This window comes from Novosphingobium aromaticivorans DSM 12444, from assembly GCF_000013325.1.
GTDB classification, from domain to species: Bacteria; Pseudomonadota; Alphaproteobacteria; order Sphingomonadales; family Sphingomonadaceae; genus Novosphingobium; species Novosphingobium aromaticivorans.
The window spans coordinates 2,781,210-2,800,793 of record NC_007794.1 but is presented as its reverse complement, the minus strand read 5'-3'; the positions used below and the strand labels follow the sequence as shown (position 1 = coordinate 2,800,793).

At 65.1% G+C, this 19,584-nt stretch carries 15 protein-coding genes; 9 read left to right on the top strand and 6 right to left on the bottom strand.

Features of this window, described 5'->3' with window-relative positions; translation table 11 throughout:
* Positions 1 to 56: 56 nt before the first annotated feature.
* Positions 57 to 1,331, bottom strand: a complete 1,275-nt coding sequence (locus tag SARO_RS13065; protein ID WP_011446234.1) for an SAM-dependent methyltransferase — start codon at positions 1,329 to 1,331, stop codon at positions 57 to 59.
* Positions 1,332 to 1,474: 143 nt separating this feature from the next.
* On the opposite strand from SARO_RS13065, the gene SARO_RS13060 reads away from it, so the two are divergent.
* Positions 1,475 to 3,523: a S46 family peptidase gene (locus SARO_RS13060; protein ID WP_041550375.1), complete on the top strand. Its 2,049-nt coding sequence runs from the start codon at positions 1,475 to 1,477 to the stop codon at positions 3,521 to 3,523.
* Between the two features lie 56 nt (positions 3,524 to 3,579).
* Here SARO_RS13060 and SARO_RS13055 read toward each other — a convergent pair whose 3' ends face one another.
* Positions 3,580 to 3,954: a glycine zipper 2TM domain-containing protein gene (locus SARO_RS13055; protein WP_011446232.1), complete on the bottom strand. Its 375-nt coding sequence runs from the start codon at positions 3,952 to 3,954 to the stop codon at positions 3,580 to 3,582.
* A 234-nt stretch (positions 3,955 to 4,188) separates the two neighbouring features.
* On the opposite strand from SARO_RS13055, the gene SARO_RS13050 reads away from it, so the two are divergent.
* Positions 4,189 to 5,205, top strand: coding sequence for a hypothetical protein (locus tag SARO_RS13050; RefSeq protein ID WP_011446231.1), 1,017 nt, complete (start codon positions 4,189 to 4,191; stop codon positions 5,203 to 5,205).
* Positions 5,206 to 5,256: 51 nt separating this feature from the next.
* Here the strand turns inward: SARO_RS13050 and SARO_RS13045 are convergent, their stop codons facing one another.
* On the bottom strand, positions 5,257 to 6,699 hold the full coding sequence (locus tag SARO_RS13045; RefSeq protein ID WP_011446230.1) for a porin: 1,443 nt from the start codon (positions 6,697 to 6,699) through the stop codon (positions 5,257 to 5,259).
* A gap of 303 nt (positions 6,700 to 7,002) precedes the next feature.
* On the opposite strand from SARO_RS13045, the gene lepA reads away from it, so the two are divergent.
* The 3 genes from lepA (at position 7,003) to infA (ending at position 9,527) form a co-directional block, all read left to right on the top strand.
* Complete coding sequence (gene lepA, locus SARO_RS13040) at positions 7,003 to 8,820, top strand: translation elongation factor 4 (RefSeq protein ID WP_011446229.1); 1,818 nt, start codon at positions 7,003 to 7,005, stop codon at positions 8,818 to 8,820.
* A gap of 238 nt (positions 8,821 to 9,058) precedes the next feature.
* Positions 9,059 to 9,265: a cold-shock protein gene (locus SARO_RS13035; RefSeq protein WP_011446228.1), complete on the top strand. Its 207-nt coding sequence runs from the start codon at positions 9,059 to 9,061 to the stop codon at positions 9,263 to 9,265.
* A gap of 4 nt (positions 9,266 to 9,269) precedes the next feature.
* Positions 9,270 to 9,527: a translation initiation factor IF-1 gene (infA, locus tag SARO_RS13030; protein ID WP_011446227.1), complete on the top strand. Its 258-nt coding sequence runs from the start codon at positions 9,270 to 9,272 to the stop codon at positions 9,525 to 9,527.
* A gap of 263 nt (positions 9,528 to 9,790) precedes the next feature.
* Here the strand turns inward: infA and SARO_RS13025 are convergent, their stop codons facing one another.
* On the bottom strand, positions 9,791 to 11,521 hold the full coding sequence (locus SARO_RS13025; protein WP_041550371.1) for a DEAD/DEAH box helicase: 1,731 nt from the start codon (positions 11,519 to 11,521) through the stop codon (positions 9,791 to 9,793).
* 279 nt (positions 11,522 to 11,800) lie between these two features.
* Between SARO_RS13025 and SARO_RS13020 the strand changes: the two genes are divergently transcribed.
* From SARO_RS13020 to SARO_RS13010, 3 genes are all read left to right on the top strand, one after another.
* Positions 11,801 to 12,712 (top strand): CmcJ/NvfI family oxidoreductase, encoded by a 912-nt coding sequence (locus tag SARO_RS13020; RefSeq protein WP_011446225.1) that lies wholly within the window; start codon positions 11,801 to 11,803, stop codon positions 12,710 to 12,712.
* A 54-nt stretch (positions 12,713 to 12,766) separates the two neighbouring features.
* Positions 12,767 to 13,255 (top strand): flavin reductase family protein, encoded by a 489-nt coding sequence (locus SARO_RS13015; protein WP_011446224.1) that lies wholly within the window; start codon positions 12,767 to 12,769, stop codon positions 13,253 to 13,255.
* A 262-nt stretch (positions 13,256 to 13,517) separates the two neighbouring features.
* Positions 13,518 to 14,213, top strand: a complete 696-nt coding sequence (locus tag SARO_RS13010; protein ID WP_011446223.1) for a Crp/Fnr family transcriptional regulator — start codon at positions 13,518 to 13,520, stop codon at positions 14,211 to 14,213.
* A gap of 76 nt (positions 14,214 to 14,289) precedes the next feature.
* Here SARO_RS13010 and SARO_RS13005 read toward each other — a convergent pair whose 3' ends face one another.
* Together SARO_RS13005 and SARO_RS13000 are read right to left on the bottom strand one after the other, a co-directional pair.
* Positions 14,290 to 16,710, bottom strand: a complete 2,421-nt coding sequence (locus SARO_RS13005) for a TonB-dependent receptor (protein ID WP_011446222.1) — start codon at positions 16,708 to 16,710, stop codon at positions 14,290 to 14,292.
* Positions 16,711 to 17,007: 297 nt separating this feature from the next.
* Complete coding sequence (locus SARO_RS13000; protein WP_011446221.1) at positions 17,008 to 17,694, bottom strand: OmpW/AlkL family protein; 687 nt, start codon at positions 17,692 to 17,694, stop codon at positions 17,008 to 17,010.
* A gap of 236 nt (positions 17,695 to 17,930) precedes the next feature.
* Between SARO_RS13000 and ccoN the strand changes: the two genes are divergently transcribed.
* Positions 17,931 to 19,577, top strand: a complete 1,647-nt coding sequence (ccoN, locus tag SARO_RS12995) for a cytochrome-c oxidase, cbb3-type subunit I (protein WP_011446220.1) — start codon at positions 17,931 to 17,933, stop codon at positions 19,575 to 19,577.
* Positions 19,578 to 19,584 lie beyond the last annotated feature (7 nt).

Sequence of the window (19,584 nt, the reverse complement as noted above, 5' to 3'; positions counted from 1 at the left end):
TCACTCGATTTGGGTGGGGAGCGCAATGCGGATTGCTTGACACTTGCCGGCAGGCGCTACTCCGCCGCCTTGCGTTCCAGGTGCCATTCCGGCGCTTCGTCCAGCGCCGCGAGCCGCGCCCATTCCTGCTGCATGTAGTCGCGCGTCATCGGCAGGGCGCTGCGGCGCTTCACGCTCTGGATATGGAAGTTGACCATGCCGCCGTGGCGGAAGCTCTGTTCCGCGCCGGCAAGGTAGAACTGCCACATGCGGAACAGGCGTTCGTCATAGAGCGCGACGATCTCGTCCCGGTGCATGGTGGTGCGGCGGTACCATTCGGCGAGAGTGTAGGCGTAGTGGTAGCGCAGGACCTCGACGTCGCCCACTTCCCAGCCGGTCTTTTCGAGCGCCGCGACGAGTTCGCTCATCGCCGGGATGTAGCCGCCGGGGAAGATGTACTTGCGCGTCCACTTGTCGGTGGTTCCGGGAGGGCCGGTGCGGCCGATGGTGTGGGTGAGCATGATCCCGTCGGGATCGAGGAGGTCGTTTGTCTTGGCGAAGTATTCGCCGAAATTCGGGGCGCCGACGTGTTCGATCATGCCGACGCTGGTGATCCGGTCGAACTGGCCCTCGACGTCGCGGTAGTCGATGAGCTGGAACTTGACCTTGTCTGCCACGCCCGCAGCCTCGGCGCGTTCCTGGGCGAAGCGGATCTGGTCCGGCGCGAGGCTGACGCCGAGCACCTCGCAGCCGAAGTGGCGGTTGAGGTAGAGCGCGAGGCCGCCCCAGCCGCAGCCGATGTCGAGCACGCGCATTCCTTCGGCGCGGCCCGGTTCGAGGCGGAGCTTGGCGGCTATGAGCGCCTTCTTGTCGACCTGCGCGCGTTCCAGCGAGTTCGCCGGGTCGCGGAAATAGGCCATCGTGTATTGCCGGTCCTCGTCGAGGAACAGCTCGTAGAACTGGCGGGTGAGATCGTAGTGGTGGACCACGTTCTTCGAAGCGCGCGCACGCTCGTTGATCTGGTCCACGCGCGAGACGAGTACTTCGGCGGCCTTGCGCAGCGGCCCCTTGCGGTCAATCCCGCCGGAGGACTTGGCGTTGTCCATTGCAAGGAGAATGAAGTCGCGGATGTCGTGGGGCGGTTCGACGACGAGGCGGCCATCCATGTAGGCCTCGCCCGCGCCGACGCGCGGGTCCTTGGCAATATGCATCGCGGCGCCCTTGTCGGTCAGGCGGATGGTAAGGGGTGGGGCTTCCGGCTGGCCGTAGGCGTATTCGCGCCCGTCGTGGTCGATGAGGACAAGGCGACCCTTGCGGATCAGCCGTTTGAGCATCTGGTCGAGGAGCCACATATGACGAGACTATGCGAAGCGAAACCTGTCGCAAGGATTAATCGTCGATGGGGTTATGTAATAGTGTATCTTTCCATCTGCCTTGCCCCGTGCGAAGGGGGAGATTGCGTTTGAAACCAATTGTGCAGGAAAGGCTGTCGATAATGGCTGACCTTCGTATTCCGGCATCGCTTGCCGCATTGGCAGGGCTCCTGCTTGCCGGACCGGCCCGCGCCGACGAGGGCATGTGGACTTTCGATGCCTTTCCGTCCGCGAAGATGCAGGCAGATTACGGCTGGGCGCCGGATGGCAGGTGGCTGGACCGGGTGCAGGCGGCGGCGGTGCGGCTGACCGGTGGTTGTTCCGCCAGTTTCGTATCGCCGGACGGGCTGATCCTGACCAATCATCACTGCGTGGTCGAGTGCGCGCAGGACAATTCGACGGACGAGAACGACTTGCTGAAGCTCGGCTTCGTGCCTGTCCGGCGCGAGGAGGAGCTGAAATGCCCCGGTCAGCAGGCCGAAGTGGTGACCGCGATCGGGGACGTGACCGCGCGCGTCAGGGCGGCGATCGGCACGGCCACAGGTGAAGCGCTGGTCAAGGCGCGCGATGCGGAGGCGGCCCGGATCGAGAAGGAGGGATGCAGGGACGCCGCGACCACCCGGTGCGAGGTCGTCACGCTGTTCGGCGGCGGGCAATACAAGCTCTATACCTACCGCAAGTATGCCGACGTGCGGCTGGCATGGGCGCCGCAGTTCCAGGCGGCGTTCTTCGGCGGCGATCCGGACAACTTCAATTATCCGCGCTATGCGCTCGATGCCGCGTTCCTTCGCGCCTACGAGAACGGTCGGCCGGTGAAGGTGAAATCCTTCCTGAAGTGGAACCCGCGCGCGCCGCAAGTGGGCGAGGCGACGTTCGTCGTGGGCAATCCCGGGTCGACGCAACGGCTGTTTACCTCGGAACAGATCGCCTTCCAGCGCGAAGTGGGCCTGCCGTTGACCACGACGATCCTGTCGGAGCTGCGCGGTCGGCTGATCGGCGCAATGGAACGCAGCCCCCAGGCGAAGCGCGAAGGCGCGGACGAACTGTTCGGGATCGAGAACAGCCTGAAGGTCTATGTCGGGCGGCAGAAGGCGCTGAACGACCCGGCGTTCCTGAAGATGCTGGCCGAGGCCGAGGCGGATTTGAAAGCGAAGTCGCTGGGCAAGCCGGGTATCGGAGATCCCTGGGCCGACACGGCAAGGGCGGTGAAAGCCTATCGCGATCTCTATGTGCCCTGGCGGTTCATCGTGCCGTGGGGTTCGCTGATGGGCTATGCGCAGACCATCGTTCAGGGCACGGCCGAGCGCGAGAAGCCCGATGCCGATCGCCTGCCGGGCTATACGGAAAGCAACCTGGAGCTGACCACCAAGACGCTGCTGGACGAAGCGCCGGTCTATCCCTGGCTGGAACAGGTCGAGATGGCCTGGAGCCTTTCAAAGGCGCGCGAATACCTTGGCGCGGACGATGCTGACACCCGGCTGCTGCTGGGCCGGGAATCGCCTGAGGCCCTGGCCGAGCGACTTGTGGGTGGAACCACGCTGGCGGACCCGGCGGTGCGCCGCGCGCTGTGGGAAGGCGGGCGCAAGGCGGTGGAGGCATCGAGCGATCCGATGATCGTCTATGCCCGCGCCATCGACGCGCGCGAGCGGGAGCTCAAGAAACTGGTCGACGAACGCTACGCCGGTCCGCTGGCCGAGGCCGGGGCGACGCTCGCCGATGCGCGGTTCCTCGCTTATGGCGACAGGATCTACCCGGATGCGACGTTCACCCTGCGCATCAGCTATGGCAAGGTGCAGGGCTGGAAGGAGCGCGGCATTGATGTGGCGGCGGTGACCACGCTGGGCGGCGCGTTCGAGCGGGCGACGGGGGCCGAACCGTTCGATCTGGCCAGCGCCTTTGCCGCGAACGAGGCACGGATCGACAAGGCGGTGCCGTTCGATTTCGTCACGACCAACGACATCATCGGCGGCAATTCCGGATCACCGGTAATCGACAGGTCCGGGACGGTGATCGGTGCGGCGTTTGACGGGAACATCCATTCCATCGGCGGCAACTATGGCTACCAGGGGGACGTCAACCGGACGGTGGTCGTCAGCGCGGCGGCGGTGCAGCACGCGCTGGAAGTGATCTATCCGGCGCCGGCACTGGTGAAGGAATTGCGGGGCAAGTGAAAAGGGGCGGGGCCTTGCGGCTCCGCCCCGTGTTTCGTGGCTTATCGAGCGACCGATCAGCGGCAGCGGCCGCCACTGCGTTCGATCTCGCGACCGAGGAGTGCGCCGCCGGCCGCACCGAGGATGGTGCCCATCGCGCGGTCGCCGCGGGTGTCGATCGCACGGCCCAGCAGCGCGCCACCGGCAGCACCGATGATCAGGCCCGTCGTGCCGTTGCTGCGCTTGCAGTAGTAGCGACCGTCGCGTCCGCGCCAGACGTAGTCGTCGCGCGAGATGCGGCGCGGCTCGATGTAGCGGCCGCGGCTGTCGTAGATGCTGCGGTGCTTGTCGCGATAGCCGTGCGCCGGGGCCCAGTGCGGCGGATCCGCGAGCGCCGGTGCGGCGGGAATGGCGACGGCGGCGAGGGTGGCCGCGATGATGGCTTTCTTCATGGATTGCTCCCTTTGAATTTCAACGGCCCGCCTGGGGCTCGATCTGACAACCGCGAGCATCGACGCCCGATCCACAACGTCGGATGAACAATCCGTCTTATCGCGCCTGGTGCGGCGAGACGTGCCGTGGGGGCGACGTGGCGTTGGTCCGGCGCGATGCGATTTCCGTTTTCCTACACGAACCAACGTGGTTATCTAATTCGGTCGAATGTTCCAGAGACTATGGAGACTTCGATGCCAAACCCTGAAATCACGTTCCCCGGTCGCTATACCCCGGTCAACGCCGTCGCGTTTGCCAGTGCGAACGGGGCGACCGAGATCGTCACGCCGTCTGCACCGCTGCCGGTGGCGATCGCGCCGTCCATTGCCAGCCTCGAGCCCGCTGGCGCGGCGGTGACCGGCACGACGATGCCTACTGGCGGGCAGGGGCTGACCGGATGGCTCTCGGCGATCTACCGCGCCTGCATCTCGGCCTTGCCGACCGGCAGCAACCACATCGGCAACGTCTTCGTCGACGACGTTTCCGACAACCTGACAGTTGCCGGCACGGCCACGTCGGCGACGACGGTGGTGTCGAGCCCGACCACCGGTTTTGGCGGCGGTACCTTCCAGGTGACGTCGGCGGGCACCGGTTGCACGCTGACCTACGAGCAGTCGAACGATGGCACGACCTGGGTAGCCATGCCGGTAATGGCGGTCACCGCAGCGACATCGGCGCCGGTGCTGACGACGAACACCGCCGGCCTGTTCGCCTTCACTTGCGCATCGGCTTTCGTCCGGGTCCGGGTCTCGACCTACGGGAGCGGCACGGTGGGCGTGTCGTTGGTGCTGAAGCGTCGCCCGCTGACGATCATGGGCACGTCGCTGGCCGGGGGGAGCGCGGCGCTGGGCTCTGTCTCGGTGACGGGTTCGGTCAACGGCAACATCGGTTATACCGACAGCACCAGCGTGATGGCTGCGTCGGCCGCCTTCAACGGCACCGGCCGGTTCCTCTCGTCGACGCACCACACGTTCTTCGCCGCCACCGCCTTTTCCGACGTGGCCGGTACGTTGTTCATCGACCAGACGCTGGACACGGGATCGACCTGGCAGCAGGTGGCCAGCACTGCCGTCTCGGCCAGTACCGCCGCGACGCTGAGCGTGCGCACGATGGGCAACTATGCCAACGCGACGCAGTACCGGGTCCGTTATGCCAATGGCCCCACGGCGCAGACGCTGTTCCGTCTTTCGAGCGTGCTGGCGGCATCCTGACCGGTCAGGCGGTCGGCGCCGCGCGGCAACCGCGCGGCGCTGCCGTCCCGGTCAGTAGTTCCACTGCACCTGCGCGCGCACCAGATCGCCCTTGGCGCGGCCCGTGCGCCGTTCGTCGGCCTCGTTGCGGTGGACGTTGGCATAGCCGAGCGTGACTTCGAGTTCCTTGAGCGGAAGCCATTCGACGCCAACCTCGTATTCGTCGGTCTCCAGCCGGGGCGCGTTGGTCGCGCCCTTCCAGCCGCCACGGTACTTCTGCCAGCGCGCGAAAGGGATGACCTGGCCCACGGGCGTTTCGGGCATGCGGTACATCGCCATGACATAGCCGCCGGTCGCACGCTTTGCCTGGATCGAGGACGTCGCCGCATCCCATTGCGGACCCTTGCCCCAGGTCCATTCCGACTGGATGCCGAACGGGCGCGGATAGATCATGCCGTGCACGCTGACATGGTTGTCGTCATAGGACAGCGTCGAAACGCCGCCGGACCGTACTTCGGGCCGGACCTGGTTGCGCATCGCGGTGAAGCCGAATTCGGCGACCTGCCCGTCGAGGCCGAGGCCGTCGAGGCGGAAGGGCATCGTCGCCATGGCAACGGTCATCAGGCCGCCGGTGCGTTCGGTGCGGTTGGTGCCCTGGCCGTTGAACACGCCCAGCGCGAAGGCGCCGTAGTTGCCGAACAGCTTCTGCCCGTCGTGCGACAGTTCGTCCCAGATCTTCTGGACGCGCAGCGGAGTGTAATAGAGGACCGCGCCGAGGTCGCGCTCGCCCGGGACGGGCGCGTTGATCGCATCGGTGCGGTCTAGCGGGATGCGGTTCGACGAGCTTTGGAGGTTCTCCCAGCCGAACGGAACCTTGGACTGGCCAAGGCGCAGCTTGAGCGTCTTCTTCTTGTCGAGGAACACGTCGGCATATGCATCGCGCATCTGGAAGAAGTGCTGGCGCGGCTCGGTGCCGGACTGGTTGTTGACCGCCGCCGAAAGATCGCCCTGCATGTAGAGCGAAACGCGGTTGGAAATGTCGCCCTGGACGACAAGGCGGGCACGGCGGATCGAGAAGTTGCCGGTATCGTTGATGCCGCTGTCCTGCACCGAACGCAGGCGCGAGATGCCCGAGGGCGCGCTCTTCGGGCCGGAGACGATCTCGTTCACGCGAAGCTGGGTGTAACCGCGGAGCTGGAGCTTTTCGTACCAGGCCTTCTTCTTCTCGGGAGCCGGCACCGACGGGGGTGCGGAAGGGGCGGGCGCGGCGGCAAGCTGCACGGGCTGCACCGCAACCGGGGCAGCCGGGGCGGTTGCGGGAGCTGCGGCCGCGGTGGTGGCCGGCGTGGCGCCCTGCGCGGCCTTGAGCGCGAGGACCATGGCCTTGAGTTCATCGACCTGGCGCTGGAGATCGGCGATCCTGGCGGACTGGTCTTCCGCCGCCCGTGCAATCTGCGGGGCAGCGACGAACACGCTTGCCGCCAATGCCGCCCTGAAAGCCTTCGATCCCGTCACTGCCCTGCTCCGTCGTTTGCGAATGCGTTTCGGCTAGGGCCGCAAAATGACGAATATGTGACACGAAATTGACGGGTGACGGAGCCGTCACAAGGCGATGATTTTGCACCAAGAGGTTGATAAATATATTTAAAATTTATCGTTGCAGGCGTGTTTCTGTTTTCGCGAACGAGACGCCATTTTGTAATGAATCATTGCTGAGGTCGATTTTGAGGCGACGCCAGCGCGCATCGTGACTCGCGGGGCCAGTCCTGCTAACGGCCCTGCGTTGCGCACCGCACCGCTCCCATTTCAAAGACCGACATGACCGACCTCGCGCTTATCCGCAATTTCTCCATCATCGCCCATATCGACCACGGCAAGTCGACGCTGGCGGATCGCCTGATCCAGTACACCGGCGGCCTTACCGAGCGCGAGATGTCCGAGCAGGTTCTCGACAACATGGACATCGAGAAGGAGCGCGGGATCACCATCAAGGCGCAGACCGTACGCCTCGATTACACGGGCAAGGACGGCAAGACCTATCAGCTCAACCTGATGGACACGCCGGGCCACGTCGACTTCGCCTATGAAGTGAGCCGCAGCCTTGCCGCCTGCGAGGGCGCGCTGCTGGTGGTGGACGCGGCGCAGGGTGTCGAGGCGCAGACGCTGGCCAACGTCTACCAGTCGATCGAACACGACCACGAGATCGTGCCGGTCATCAACAAGATCGACCTTCCGGCCGCCGAACCGGAAAAGGTCAAGGCCGAGATCGAGGACGTGATCGGCCTGGATGCCAGCAACGCGGTGCTGACGAGCGCCAAGTCGGGCATCGGCATCGAGGAGGTTCTGGACGCCGTGGTCGAGCGCATTCCGCCGCCCAAGGGCGACCGCAGCGCGCCGTTGAAGGCGATGCTGGTGGACTCCTGGTACGACCCCTATCTCGGCGTAGTCATCCTCGTGCGCGTGATCGATGGCGTCATCAGGAAAGGCCTCCAGGTCAAGTTCATGGCCGGCGGGACCGAGCACCTGATCGACCGCGTGGGCTGCATGCGCCCCAAGATCGAGACGCTGGACGAACTGGGGCCGGGCGAGATCGGCTTCATCACCGCGCAGATCAAGGAAGTGGCGCAGGCGCGCGTCGGTGACACGATCACGACGGTGAAACAGGGCGCAAGCGAAGCGCTGCCGGGCTTCAAGGAAGTGCAGCCCGTGGTGTTCTGCGGCATCTTCCCGGTCGACGCCGCCGATTTCGAGAAGCTGCGCGAAAGCATTGCGAAGCTGCGCCTCAATGATGCCTCGTTCAGCTTCGAGATGGAATCGAGCGCGGCGCTGGGCTTCGGCTTCCGCTGCGGTTTCCTCGGACTGCTGCACCTGGAAATCATCCAGGAGCGCCTGAGCCGCGAATACGACCTCGACCTGATCACCACTGCGCCGTCGGTGGTCTATCGCATCCAGCTTCGCGCCAGCCGAAACGACGACGCGCGCGAGATACTGCTGCACAATCCGGCGGACTATCCGGACCCCAGCCGGATCGAGACCATCGAGGAGCCGTGGATCAAGGGCACGATCTACACCCCCGACGAATACCTCGGCTCGGTTCTCAAGCTGTGCCAGGATCGCCGCGGCATCCAGACCGGCCTGACCTATGTCGGCGGGCGTGCGCAGGTGACCTATGAACTGCCGCTCAACGAAGTGGTGTTCGATTTCTACGACCGTCTGAAGTCGATCAGCAGGGGCTATGCCTCGTTCGACTACGAGCAGGTCGGCCTGCGCGAGGGCGATCTCGTCAAGATGAGCATCCTCGTCAACAACGAGCCGGTCGATGCGCTTTCGATGATCGTCCACCGCAGCGCCGCCGAGGCGCGCGGGCGGCACATGTGCGAGCGCCTCAAGGACCTGATCCCGCGTCACCTGTTCAAGATCCCGATCCAGGCGGCCATCGGCGGCAAGGTCGTCGCGCGCGAGACGATCAGCGCGATGCGCAAGGACGTGACCGCCAAGTGCTATGGCGGCGACATCACCCGCAAGAAGAAGCTTCTGGAAAAGCAGAAGAAGGGCAAGGCCCGCATGCGCGAGTACGGCAACGTATCAATCCCGCAGGAAGCCTTCATCGCCGCGCTGCGGATGGGCGAGGAATAAGGCAGGGCGGGCTTTTCGGTCGCCAGCGTGCCGGCAGGCAGCGGCGGCCGCCGCGCCTTTCGGCCAGCGAATCTGCCGGATTGCCTTGACATTCCGTCATCCAGCCCCCACTTGCGGGAGGCTATCGTCGCCTGCGACGGAATTTGCGGCCTCAGGCTGTTCCTTCCTTTCACACGCTACAAGCCCCGACGCCGGATCCGGTGGCGGGTCATTTCTGTTTTCGTGAAAGGAAACACCCATGCCAGTAGGCACCGTAAAGTTCTTCAATGTCGACAAGGGTTATGGCTTCATCGCTCCTGATGGCGGCGCTCCGGACAACTTCGTCCACATCAGCGCTGTCGAGCGTTCGGGCATGGCTACCCTCGACAAGGACCAGCGCGTCCAATACGAGCTGGAAACCGACAAGCGCGGCAAGACCAGCGCCGTCAACCTCCAGTCGGCCTGACACGATGGCAAAGGAGGATCTCCTGACCCTCGAAGGGGTGATCGACGAGATCCTCCCCGATGGCCGTTTTGGCGTCATGCTCGAAAACGGCCATCGCATCATCGCCTACACCGCGGGCAAGATGCGCAAGTTCCGCATCCGCTCGATCGTGGGCGACAGCGTACGCGTCGAGATGACGCCGTACGATCTTACCAAGGGCCGTATTGTCTACCGTGAAAAGGTGGGCGGTGGTGGCCCCGGCGGCGTCAGACGACGCCGCTGATTTTCCAAAGTAGTTTCAGGAATTTGATGAATACCCAGTACGTTAATTCGAACATTGCGCTGAACAAGCCGCTCTTCGCGGCACCGGCCCATACGGCGCCGAAGCGCACTTCCCCCGTCCTTTCGCAGCGCGAATTGCGGGAAATCGTTCTACAGATCCTGGGCTGAGGCCCGATCCGGAACACCGAGCGGCGGCAAGTCCATTTGGACCTGCCGCCTTTTTCGTGCCCGGCGCCTCGATGGTGCCCTCTATGAGTTTACGGCCTAGCCCCGCTGGCGCGGCGGGCCCTTGCGGTGCGGCTTGCCTTCGGGGCGACCGCGCATCGGACGGCGGGGGCCGCGCGGCCCGTCATTGGCGGCACCACGGCGATTGTCGCGGGCCATTTCGCGCGGACCGTCGGGGGCGGGTTCGATGTGGATGCCGTTCTCGTCTCCACCCTCGGGATCGGCTGTGCGACGGACCGCGTCGGCAAAGCGGTCGGCAATGGCGCGGGGAACCTGGAACCAGGTGTCGTTGGGCGCAATGCGGATCGCGCCGATTTCCTGGCGGGACGCGTGGCCGCGACGGCAGAGCGTGGGCAGGATCCAGCGCGGGTCCGCGTTCTGGCGACGGCCGACGTCCATGCGGAACCAGACCACGTCCTCGAACCCGGCGCGATGGGTCGCCTGCTTGCGTCCTTCGTCGGTGCCGGAAAGCAGCTCCTCCGGCTGGGGCAGGGCGGCGCGGTGGGCGCGAACCAGCGCCGCTGCAAGTTCCTCGGCCGTGCGCTGTTCAAGCAGGGTGCGGGCGATCTCCATGTCCGCCTCGTCGGTTTCCACCGGGGCGAGGATCGTCTCGAGCAGGCGCTCGCGGTCCTGGGCGCGGATCGCCTCGGGGGTGGGGACGTCGACCCAATCGGCGTTGATGCGCGCGCCGCGCAGCATCATTTCCACGCGGCGGCGGCGCGGGAAGGGCACGATCAGCACGGCGGTGCCCTTCTTGCCTGCGCGGCCGGTGCGGCCCGACCGGTGCTGGAGCGTTTCGGCATCGCGCGGGATCTCGACGTGGACGACGAGGCTGAGCGAGGGCAGGTCGATGCCGCGCGCGGCGACGTCGGTGGCGACGCAGACGCGGGCGCGGCGGTCGCGCAGGGCCTGGAGCGCGTTGTTGCGTTCGGACTGGCTGTGCTCGCCCGAAAGGGCAACCGCGGTGAATCCGCGCTCGACCAGGGTGGCGTGGAGGCGGCGCACGTTGTCGCGCGTGGCGCAGAACAGCATCGCCGTTTCCGCCTCGTGGAAGCGCAGCAGGTTGACGACGGCGGCCTCGATCTCGGCCGGGGCGACGGCGACGGCGCGGTAGGCGATGTCGCCATGGCCGCGCGCTTCGCCGACGGTCGAGATGCGCAGGGCATCGCGCTGATAGCGGCGGGCCAGCGCCTCGATCGGCTTCGGCATGGTGGCCGAGAACAGCAGCGTGCGGCGGCCCTCGGGCGTGGCGTCGAGCAGTTCTTCCAGATCTTCGCGGAAGCCCATGTCGAGCATTTCGTCGGCTTCGTCGAGCACGACGCAGCGCAGCGCCGACAGGTCGAGCGCGCCGCGTTCGAGATGGTCGCGCAGGCGGCCCGGCGTGCCGACGACGATATGCGCGCCGTGCGACAGCGCGCGGCGTTCGCGCGAGGGGTCCATGCCGCCGACGCACGTGGCGATGCGGGCCTGGGTGGGGGCGTAGAGCCAGGTCAGTTCGCGGCTCACCTGCAGCGCCAGTTCGCGCGTGGGCGCGACGACGAGAGCGAGGGGGGCAGTGGCGAAGGGCAGCGTGGCTTCGTCACCCAGCAGTTCGCCGGCCATGGCCAGGCCGAAGGCCACCGTCTTGCCCGAGCCGGTCTGCGCTGAGACGACAAGGTCGCGGCCATGGGCTTCGGCTTCGGTCACGGCGGACTGGACCGGGGTCAGGGCAGTGTAACCGTGGCCTTCGAGCGCGGCGGCGAGCGGTTGGGGGAGGTTTGCAAATGTCATCGTCAAGATCGCCAATTCCTGCCGCGGGGGCGGCACTATCATCCAAGGGTCAGTCTGCGTCGGGCGCGCGGAACATGTCCGGCGCGAATCGCTCTGGCCCGATCCCACACGGTGCCTGGCGATGCAGTTGCGGCCGCCCTTACAGCGTCATGCGCCGTTTGGCTTGTGTTTCTTTGCAGGTGCATGCTCCGGTGGAGTGGCGGGCACGCTTGCGCGTCTTACACAAATGTGTAAATCTTCGTTCAAGGCGGCCGGCATGGCCGCACGGGAGAGAGACGCATGGCTACCGCTGCCGTCACGGACGACATCGAGGAAGGCGCGCGCAAGGCGCCGGCACTGATCCGCTATCTTGCCGAGGGCGAATACGTCACGCGCCGCTATGTCTCGCAGGGCGCCGAGATGAACACCGGCGAATATGCCGACTACGAATGCGTCGTGCGTGACGGAATGCCGATCCGCGATCACTTCACGCTCGACGTGCACGGCTTCGCGCTGGGACGGCATCGTTCGGCAGTGGCGGACTTCCACGACAAGCCGACGGTGGATGCGCTCTACCTCGACGAAGTGGAGGAACTGGTCACGCGACTGTGCGGCGCGGCCAGGACGGCGGCGCAGGGCTGGATGATCCGCACCTCGGCCGACCTTACCGAACGCGCCAAGCAAAAGGTGCAGGGCTATCAGCATAGCGGCGGCATCCAGCCCCCCGCCGGCGAAGCCCACGTCGACTACAACGAAGTGACCGGCCGCCGCGCCGCCGCCCGCGTCTATGCCGACCGCTTTCCCGACGGGCCCGGCTACAAGCGCTACATCTGCTTCTCGTTGTGGCGCACCTTCTCGCCGGGTCCTCAGGACTGGCCGCTGGCAGTGTGCGACGGCCGAACGGTGCGCGATGAGGAAACCGCGTCCAACACCCTGTTCGTGGTGGACGAGTTTCCCGTCGGCGACGCCCTGACCGCGCCGGTCGAGGGCGAGGACCAGATGATCGCCGCGACCATCTTCCGGCACCGCGACAGGCATCGCTGGTGGTACTTCTCGAACATGGCGGCGGACGACGTGCTGCTGTTCAAGTTCCAGGACAGCGACCATTCGGTGACGTGGCGCTGCCCGCACACGGCGTTCCACGACACCAGCCTGCCCGACGCGAAAACCCGCTCGAGCATCGAGGTGCGCTGCATCGCCTTCTTCGAATAGGAATTCGGCGGGAAGATTGTTGACGCGCGCCGCGTTTGACGACAGGCAGGCGCGATGATCGATCCCCGCCATTTCCGCAACGTGCTGGGCGCCTGGCCGACCGGCGTCTGTGTCATCACTGCCGTCGACGATGATGGGCAAAGGCATGGGCTGGTGGTGGGCTCGTTCACTTCGATCTCGCTCGATCCCCCGCTGGTCGGCTTCTTTCCGGACAAACGTTCCAGCACCTGGCCGAAGATCGCCGCGACGGGGCGTTTCTGCGCCAACGTGCTGGGTTCGGAACAGCTTGATCTGTGCAAGCGCTTTGCCGCGCGCGCGGACGACAAGTTTGCCGAACTGGCGCATGGTCACACGCCTTCCGGACTGCCGCTGCTGGACGATGCGATCGCCTGGATCGATTGCAGTATCGAACGGGTCGAGGACATCGGCGACCACCTGCTGGTCGTCGGCGCGGTCGAGGCCCTCGATCGACGCGAGGAAGGCACGCCGCTGCTGTTCTTCCGTGGCCAGTATCACGACGTCACGCACCTGCCCGGCGTCTGAGAACCAGCGAAAATCCTAAAAATTGTTGGCGTTTTGACATCCGTCAACGCGCGGCCGGACGGTCGCGCCTAATCCTGACCTCGACGAAGCGGGAACAAGACCTCACCCCCCGGACACCGCCCCGCTTCGGCGATTTCTCCCCAACTTGGGCGGCCGTGCAGTCTGGCCGCCCTATTTTTTTGCCTGCAGTTCGATGCACTTGCCGGTAAAGCTGGAACATTCGCTGATTGCCGGAAATGCTCCGCAATGATAACGAACCCCCATGACTGCCTGCGATACATGCGTTGTGCGCAACCGGGCAATTTGCGCCGGTCTGGATAACCGCGAGATCGCGGCACTCAATACGTTGGGCCGCCGCCGGGCGGTTTCTGCGGGTGAACCGCTGATGTGGGAGGACGACGACTCGCTCCTCGTCGCCAACGTGATCGAGGGCGTTCTCAAGCTGACGACCAGCACCGAGGACGGGCGAGAGCAGATCGTCGGCGTGGCCTATCCATCGGATTTCATCGGCCGGCCATTCGGCCAGACGAGCAGCGCGAGCGTTGTGGCGCTGACCGACGCGCGGGTCTGCGTGTTCTCGCGCAACGACTTCGACCGTTTCGCGCGCGAGCATCCGGAGCTTGAACACAAGCTGCTGGAACGCACGCTCGCCGAACTCGACCGTACCCGGTCGTGGATGATGCTGCTGGGCCGCAAGAACGCCTCGGAGAAGATCGCGACGTTCCTGCTGGAGATGTCGGACCGGCTGGCCGAGACGGGCTGCACCCCGGCGTTCGGCCCGGCCAAGCGCTTTTCGCTGCCGTTTTCGCGCCAGCAAGTGGCCGACGTTCTGGGCCTGACGATCGAGACGGTGAGCCGGCAGTTCACCAAGCTCAAGAACGATGGCGTGATCGAACTGCCTTCGCGGCGCGAGGTCGAGATCGTCAATCGCGGGGCTCTGGTCGCGCTGGCGGGTTGAGCCGGACCATCGGAAGCCGCAAGGAAAAGGCCGGCCCCGCGAGGGACCGGCCTTTCCTTTTTCCGGAACCGTCGGATCAGAACGACTTGCGGACAGTCATGCCGATCTTGCGCGGCGTGCCCACGTTGTAGCCGATGCGCGCGCGGCCACCGCGTTCGCGGTCGAGCGAGAGCAGCGGGGTCTCGTTGAACAGGTTGTTCGCGTAGACCAGCACCGAAAGGCCGTTCTGCCAGGTGAGGCCGGCAGAGATGTTGACCAGTTCGTAGCTCGGCAGCTGGAGCGAGCCGAAGTTGTACGTGCCGGTTCCGGCCGCGCCCGTTGCCGGGTTGTAGTAGATTGCGCTGCCGAACACGCCCGCGCCGGCTTCCTGGTCGGACGGCTGGGTATAGCGATTGCCGACATGCTGGAAGCTGACGTTGGCATCGAAGTCCATGCCGTCGGAGATTTCCCTGCTGTACGATGCGGTCGCCGCCATCTGGAACTTGGGCACCGTGGGCAGGCGATTGCCGTCGCGGATGCCGGCGATGACCGCACCGTTGGCGTCACGCACGTCGCTGTCGAACTTGGATTCGATCACCGATCCGTTGACCGAGAGCGAGAAGCCTTCGGCCAGCTCCGCGCCAAGTTCCACTTCGACGCCAGCCGTGTGCGCCTTGGGGACGTTGAAGACCACGCGCGACGAGCAGCTTCCCGCGTCCGCCGTTACCTGCAGGTTGCGGATGTCGTTGTAGAACGCCGCCGCGTTGAAGGTGATCGGCCCGCGCGCGAGCTTTACGCCCGCTTCGTAGTTCCACAGGGATTCGTCCTTGTAGGTCGGACGGTTGCCGAAGGTCTTCGCGTCGGTGCCGTCCTCGCCGCCCGAGCAGAGCGGGATGTTAAGCGGATCGTTGACGCCGCCGAGGCGGAAGCCCTTCGAGGCCTGGAGGTTGAGCGAAAGGTCGCGGCTCGGCTGGTAGCTGAGGATGAAGCGCGGGTTGAAGCCGTTGCTTTTGGTCTTGTCGCCGATGCGACGGTCGCCGTTGGCGAAGACGCCGCCGGAGATGAAGTCGCGCGATTCCTTGAAATCGTAGTAGCGGCCGCCCGCGGTGAGCTTGAAATCGCCCGCCTTGTAACTGGCCTCGCCGAACACGGCGAATTGTTCGATCTTGTAGGGAATGTCGGCGTTGTATGGCGAGTTGAGCGGGAAGCCGTTGGCCGCGCCCGCCGAGGCGCCTTCACCGAGCGCGGCATCGACAATTGCGTCATAACCCGGCGTGGGCAGGCGCTGTGCGTAGACGCGGTCGATGTTGCTGTAGAAGCCGCCGATCACCCACTGAAGTGGTCCGGAGCCCGACGAGGCAAGGCGCAGTTCCTGCGTCCAGGTCTCGAGCTTGGTCGAGTCCCTGAGGTTCGACGGCAGGTTGGCGAGATCCGAATCCGCACCCAGGTCGAGGATGAAGGGCGAGACCGATACCGAGCCGGTGAGTGCCGAGGCATCGCGGCTGACGAGGATGTCGCGATGGATGTAGGTGGTGACGCTGGTGGCATCGACGCCATCGGCGATCGGCGCGCTGATGGTGAGGTCGGCCAGCGTGGTCTTGTCGTGGAACTGTTCGCGCAGCTTCAGGTACTGCGTGTTCTCCGGCAGCGGCGCGGCGCCGGCCAGCGGGCTGGCATAGAGATGATAGACCTCGGCGCGGTTGAAGCCGTTGGTCTTGATGTCCTGGTAGACGATGCGCGGCGTGATCTTGAGGCCGGCGACGGGCTCGAAAAGCACTGCCGCGCGCACGCCATAGCGTTCGCCGTCGTTGATGTTCTTGCCTGCAGCGGGTCCCACCGCGTCGATGAAGCCGCCGAAGTGCTCGCCATAGCCGACGACGCGCAGGGCCGCATTTTCGCCCAGAGGCACGTTGACCGCACCCTTGGCGGAATAGCCCACGTCGCCGCCGTCGAGGACGTTCACGTCAGCCGCGACCTGTCCTTCGGTCTCGCCCAGTTTGGGCTGGTTGGTGATGTAGCGCACGGTGCCGCCGACCGAGCCCGAGCCGAACAGGGTGCCCTGCGGCCCGCGCAGGGTTTCCACGCGGTTGAGGTCGAACAGGTCGAAGTCGGGCGTGAACAGCGAGAGCGAGGTGACGGATTCGTCGAGATAGATGCCGACCTGCTCCTTCACGCCGGGCTGGTCGCGGACGATCTGGCCGGCGGAGACGCCGCGCACCGAAACCTGGCTCTGGCCAGGCCCGAGGTTCTGGACGGTAAGGCCAGCGACCGAACGCGAGATGTCCTCGATCGAGTTCGCACCGGTCCGCTCGATATCGGCGGCGGTCTGCGCGTTGACCGAGAAGGGCACTTCCTGGATCGTCTGCGCGCGCTTGGTCGCGGTGACGACGATCTCGTTGCCGGTGTTCGCCTCTTCCGCCTGCATGGCGCCGGCAGACTGGGCAAAGGCCGGATTGGCGATGATGAACGAGGCGGCGGTAGACAGCAGAATGCCGCGCGCAAAGGCTTTGGTAGCCATGATTATCCTCCCATTTTCCGCAGTGTTGGTTGCGGCTGCAACTTGTCGAAGCGCAAGTGCTACATCAGCCATGCGACAAGCCGGGGGCCGGTCGCAACGGGTCAGGAGGGGCAGGGGAGAAGATTGAATCGCGCCTGTTGCCGCGCCGCAACAGCCGAAATGGAGGGAATTGTATGGACTGCAAACAAAAATGTGGCGGGCAGGAGAACCATCGAGGCGATCCCAGAACCTCGAGGTTTCCTGCCCGCCGTCCCTATGCCCGGCGCGCGTGGGGGCGCCGGGTGGACAGGGAACCGGTCAGAAGCGGTAGGACAGCCCCGCGCTCACCACCCAAGGATCGAGCGAGTGCTTGGTGGTGAGCACTTCGGTCCCGCTCACGTAGAAGTGGGCGGTGGTGTCCATGAAGTACTTCTTGGCATCGAGCGTCACGCCCAGGCCCTTGTCGTTGACCGGGATGTCGACGCCGGCCTGTAGCGCAAAGCCGAGGTCGTTGGACATCTTCACCTTGTCGACGCCAAGCGGGGTGATGCTCGAACCCGGCTTTTCGCCGAAGTAGAGGAACATCGACGGCCCCGCGCCGATGTAGGGCTTGATCCCGCCTTCCAGCGGCAGATGGTACTTCAGCGTTAGCGTGGCCGGAAGTACCAGCACATGGTCGACGATATGGTCCGCGCCCTCGAGCGTGCCCGCGCCGCTCACGTGGTGTTGCGTCAGGCAGCAGATCGTCTCGGCCGAGATGTTGGGCGTGAAGAAATACTCGATGGCGATCGTCGGAACGACATTGTCGTTCGCCCTGGTCTGCGCGCCGTCGGTCAGGCCGAGCGGATCGTACTTCACGTCGACGATCTTGCCGTCCGGCAGAACGCCGGTGCCGAGCACCTTCACCTGCAGCTTGCCCTCGGTCGAACCTGCAAGGGCAGGTGCCGGAGCCAGCGCGGCAGCGGCGATAATGACGGGGAGTGCGGCGGTAAGCAGCTTCTTCATTGTCCAGATCCTGCGCCACGGCTGGCCTGCCCCTCGCAGGCCTCGCATCGTCCGTGGCTTGGTCAGCCTGATGCACCGGGCCGAATCAGGGGACATTGACGGAGCGCAAAAATGAATAATGGCGTGCTACGACCAAAGTATGAGACAAGTCGTTGACCCTATTTGACAAGGGTCAATGTTCCAGGCCCCAGGGGGGTGCAGCGCGGGATCACAACTCGCATGGAAGGGAAGGCTCCATGGAATCGGCACTATCGCGCACGGGCTTGTGGCTCGTGGCGCTTCTTTTCGCCGTCGTCGCCTGCGCCGCAGCCGTCGACACTGGTTTCGCGATCCACATGGGCATCGTTGCACTGGCCTGCATCATCGGGCTGACGGTGACGCTGCGCGGGGTGGATCTGCACAAGGCCATCCTCGCGCCCGATCAGGGCCGCTATGATGACGACGTGATCCGCTGGGGCGTGATCGCGACCGTCTTCTGGGGCATGGCGGGCTTCCTTGCGGGGCTCTTCATCGCGCTGCAACTGGCCATGCCGGTGCTGAACCTCGGTCTGGAATGGACCGCGTTCGGCCGCATGCGCCCGCTGCATACGTCCGCGGTCATCTTCGCTTTCGGAGGCAACGCGCTGATCGCCACGTCGTTCTACGTCGTGCAGCGTACTTGCCGGGCGAGGCTGGCCTTCCCCGGCCTCGCCCGTTTCGTGTTCTGGGGTTACCAGCTCTTCATCGTGCTGGCCGCCACAGGCTATCTGCTCGGGATCACCCAGGGGAAGGAATACGCCGAGCCCGAATGGTACGTCGACCTCTGGCTGACGGTCGTCTGGGTCGCATACCTCGCGGTCTTCGTCGGCACGATTGTCAAGCGGACCGAACCGCACATCTACGTCGCCAACTGGTTCTACCTGTCGTTCATCATCACTGTTGCGATGCTCCACATCGTCAACAACCTGAACTGGCCGGTAAGCTTCTTCGGCAGCCGCAGCTATCCGATCTTCGCGGGCGTGCAGGGCGCGCTGGTGCAGTGGTGGTACGGCCACAACGCGGTGGGCTTCTTCCTGACCGCCGGCTTCCTGGCGATGATGTACTACTTCGTACCCAAGCAGGCCGAACGTCCGATCTATTCCTACCGCCTGTCGATCATCCACTTCTGGGCGCTGATCTTCCTCTACATCTGGGCGGGTCCGCACCATCTCCACTACACCGCGCTGCCCGACTGGGCGCAGACGCTGGGCATGGTCTTCTCGGTCATGCTGTGGATGCCGAGCTGGGGTGGCATGATCAACGGCCTGATGACGCTCAACGGTGCGTGGGACAAGGTCCGCACCGACCCGATCATTCGCATGATGGTCATGGCGCTGGCCTTCTACGGCATGAGCACCTTCGAAGGCCCGATGATGTCGATCAAATCGGTCAACAGCCTGTCGCATTATACCGACTGGACCATCGGCCACGTCCACTCCGGCGCGCTCGGCTGGAACGGCATGATCACCTTCGCCGCAGTCTACTATCTCGTGCCGCGCCTGTGGAACCGCCCGCGCCTCTACAGCCTGCGCATGGTCAACTGGCACTTCTGGCTCGCGACGGTGGGCATCGTCTTCTACGCCGCCTCGATGTGGGTCGCCGGCATCATGCAGGGCCTGATGTGGCGTGAATACGGCGCCGACGGCTACCTCGTGAACAGCTTCGCCGAGACCGTCCTGGCGCTGAAGCCGATGTTCTTCCTGCGCGCCTTCGGCGGCCTGCTCTACCTCGCCGGCGCCGTGGTGATGACGGTCAACGTCTGGCGCACGATCCTTGGCCACCTGCGCGAGGAAGCGCCGATGCGCGACGCCGCCTTCGATCCCGAAAAGGATCGTCCGGTCATCGCCGCCCCGGCTGCAGCCTGATCCAAGA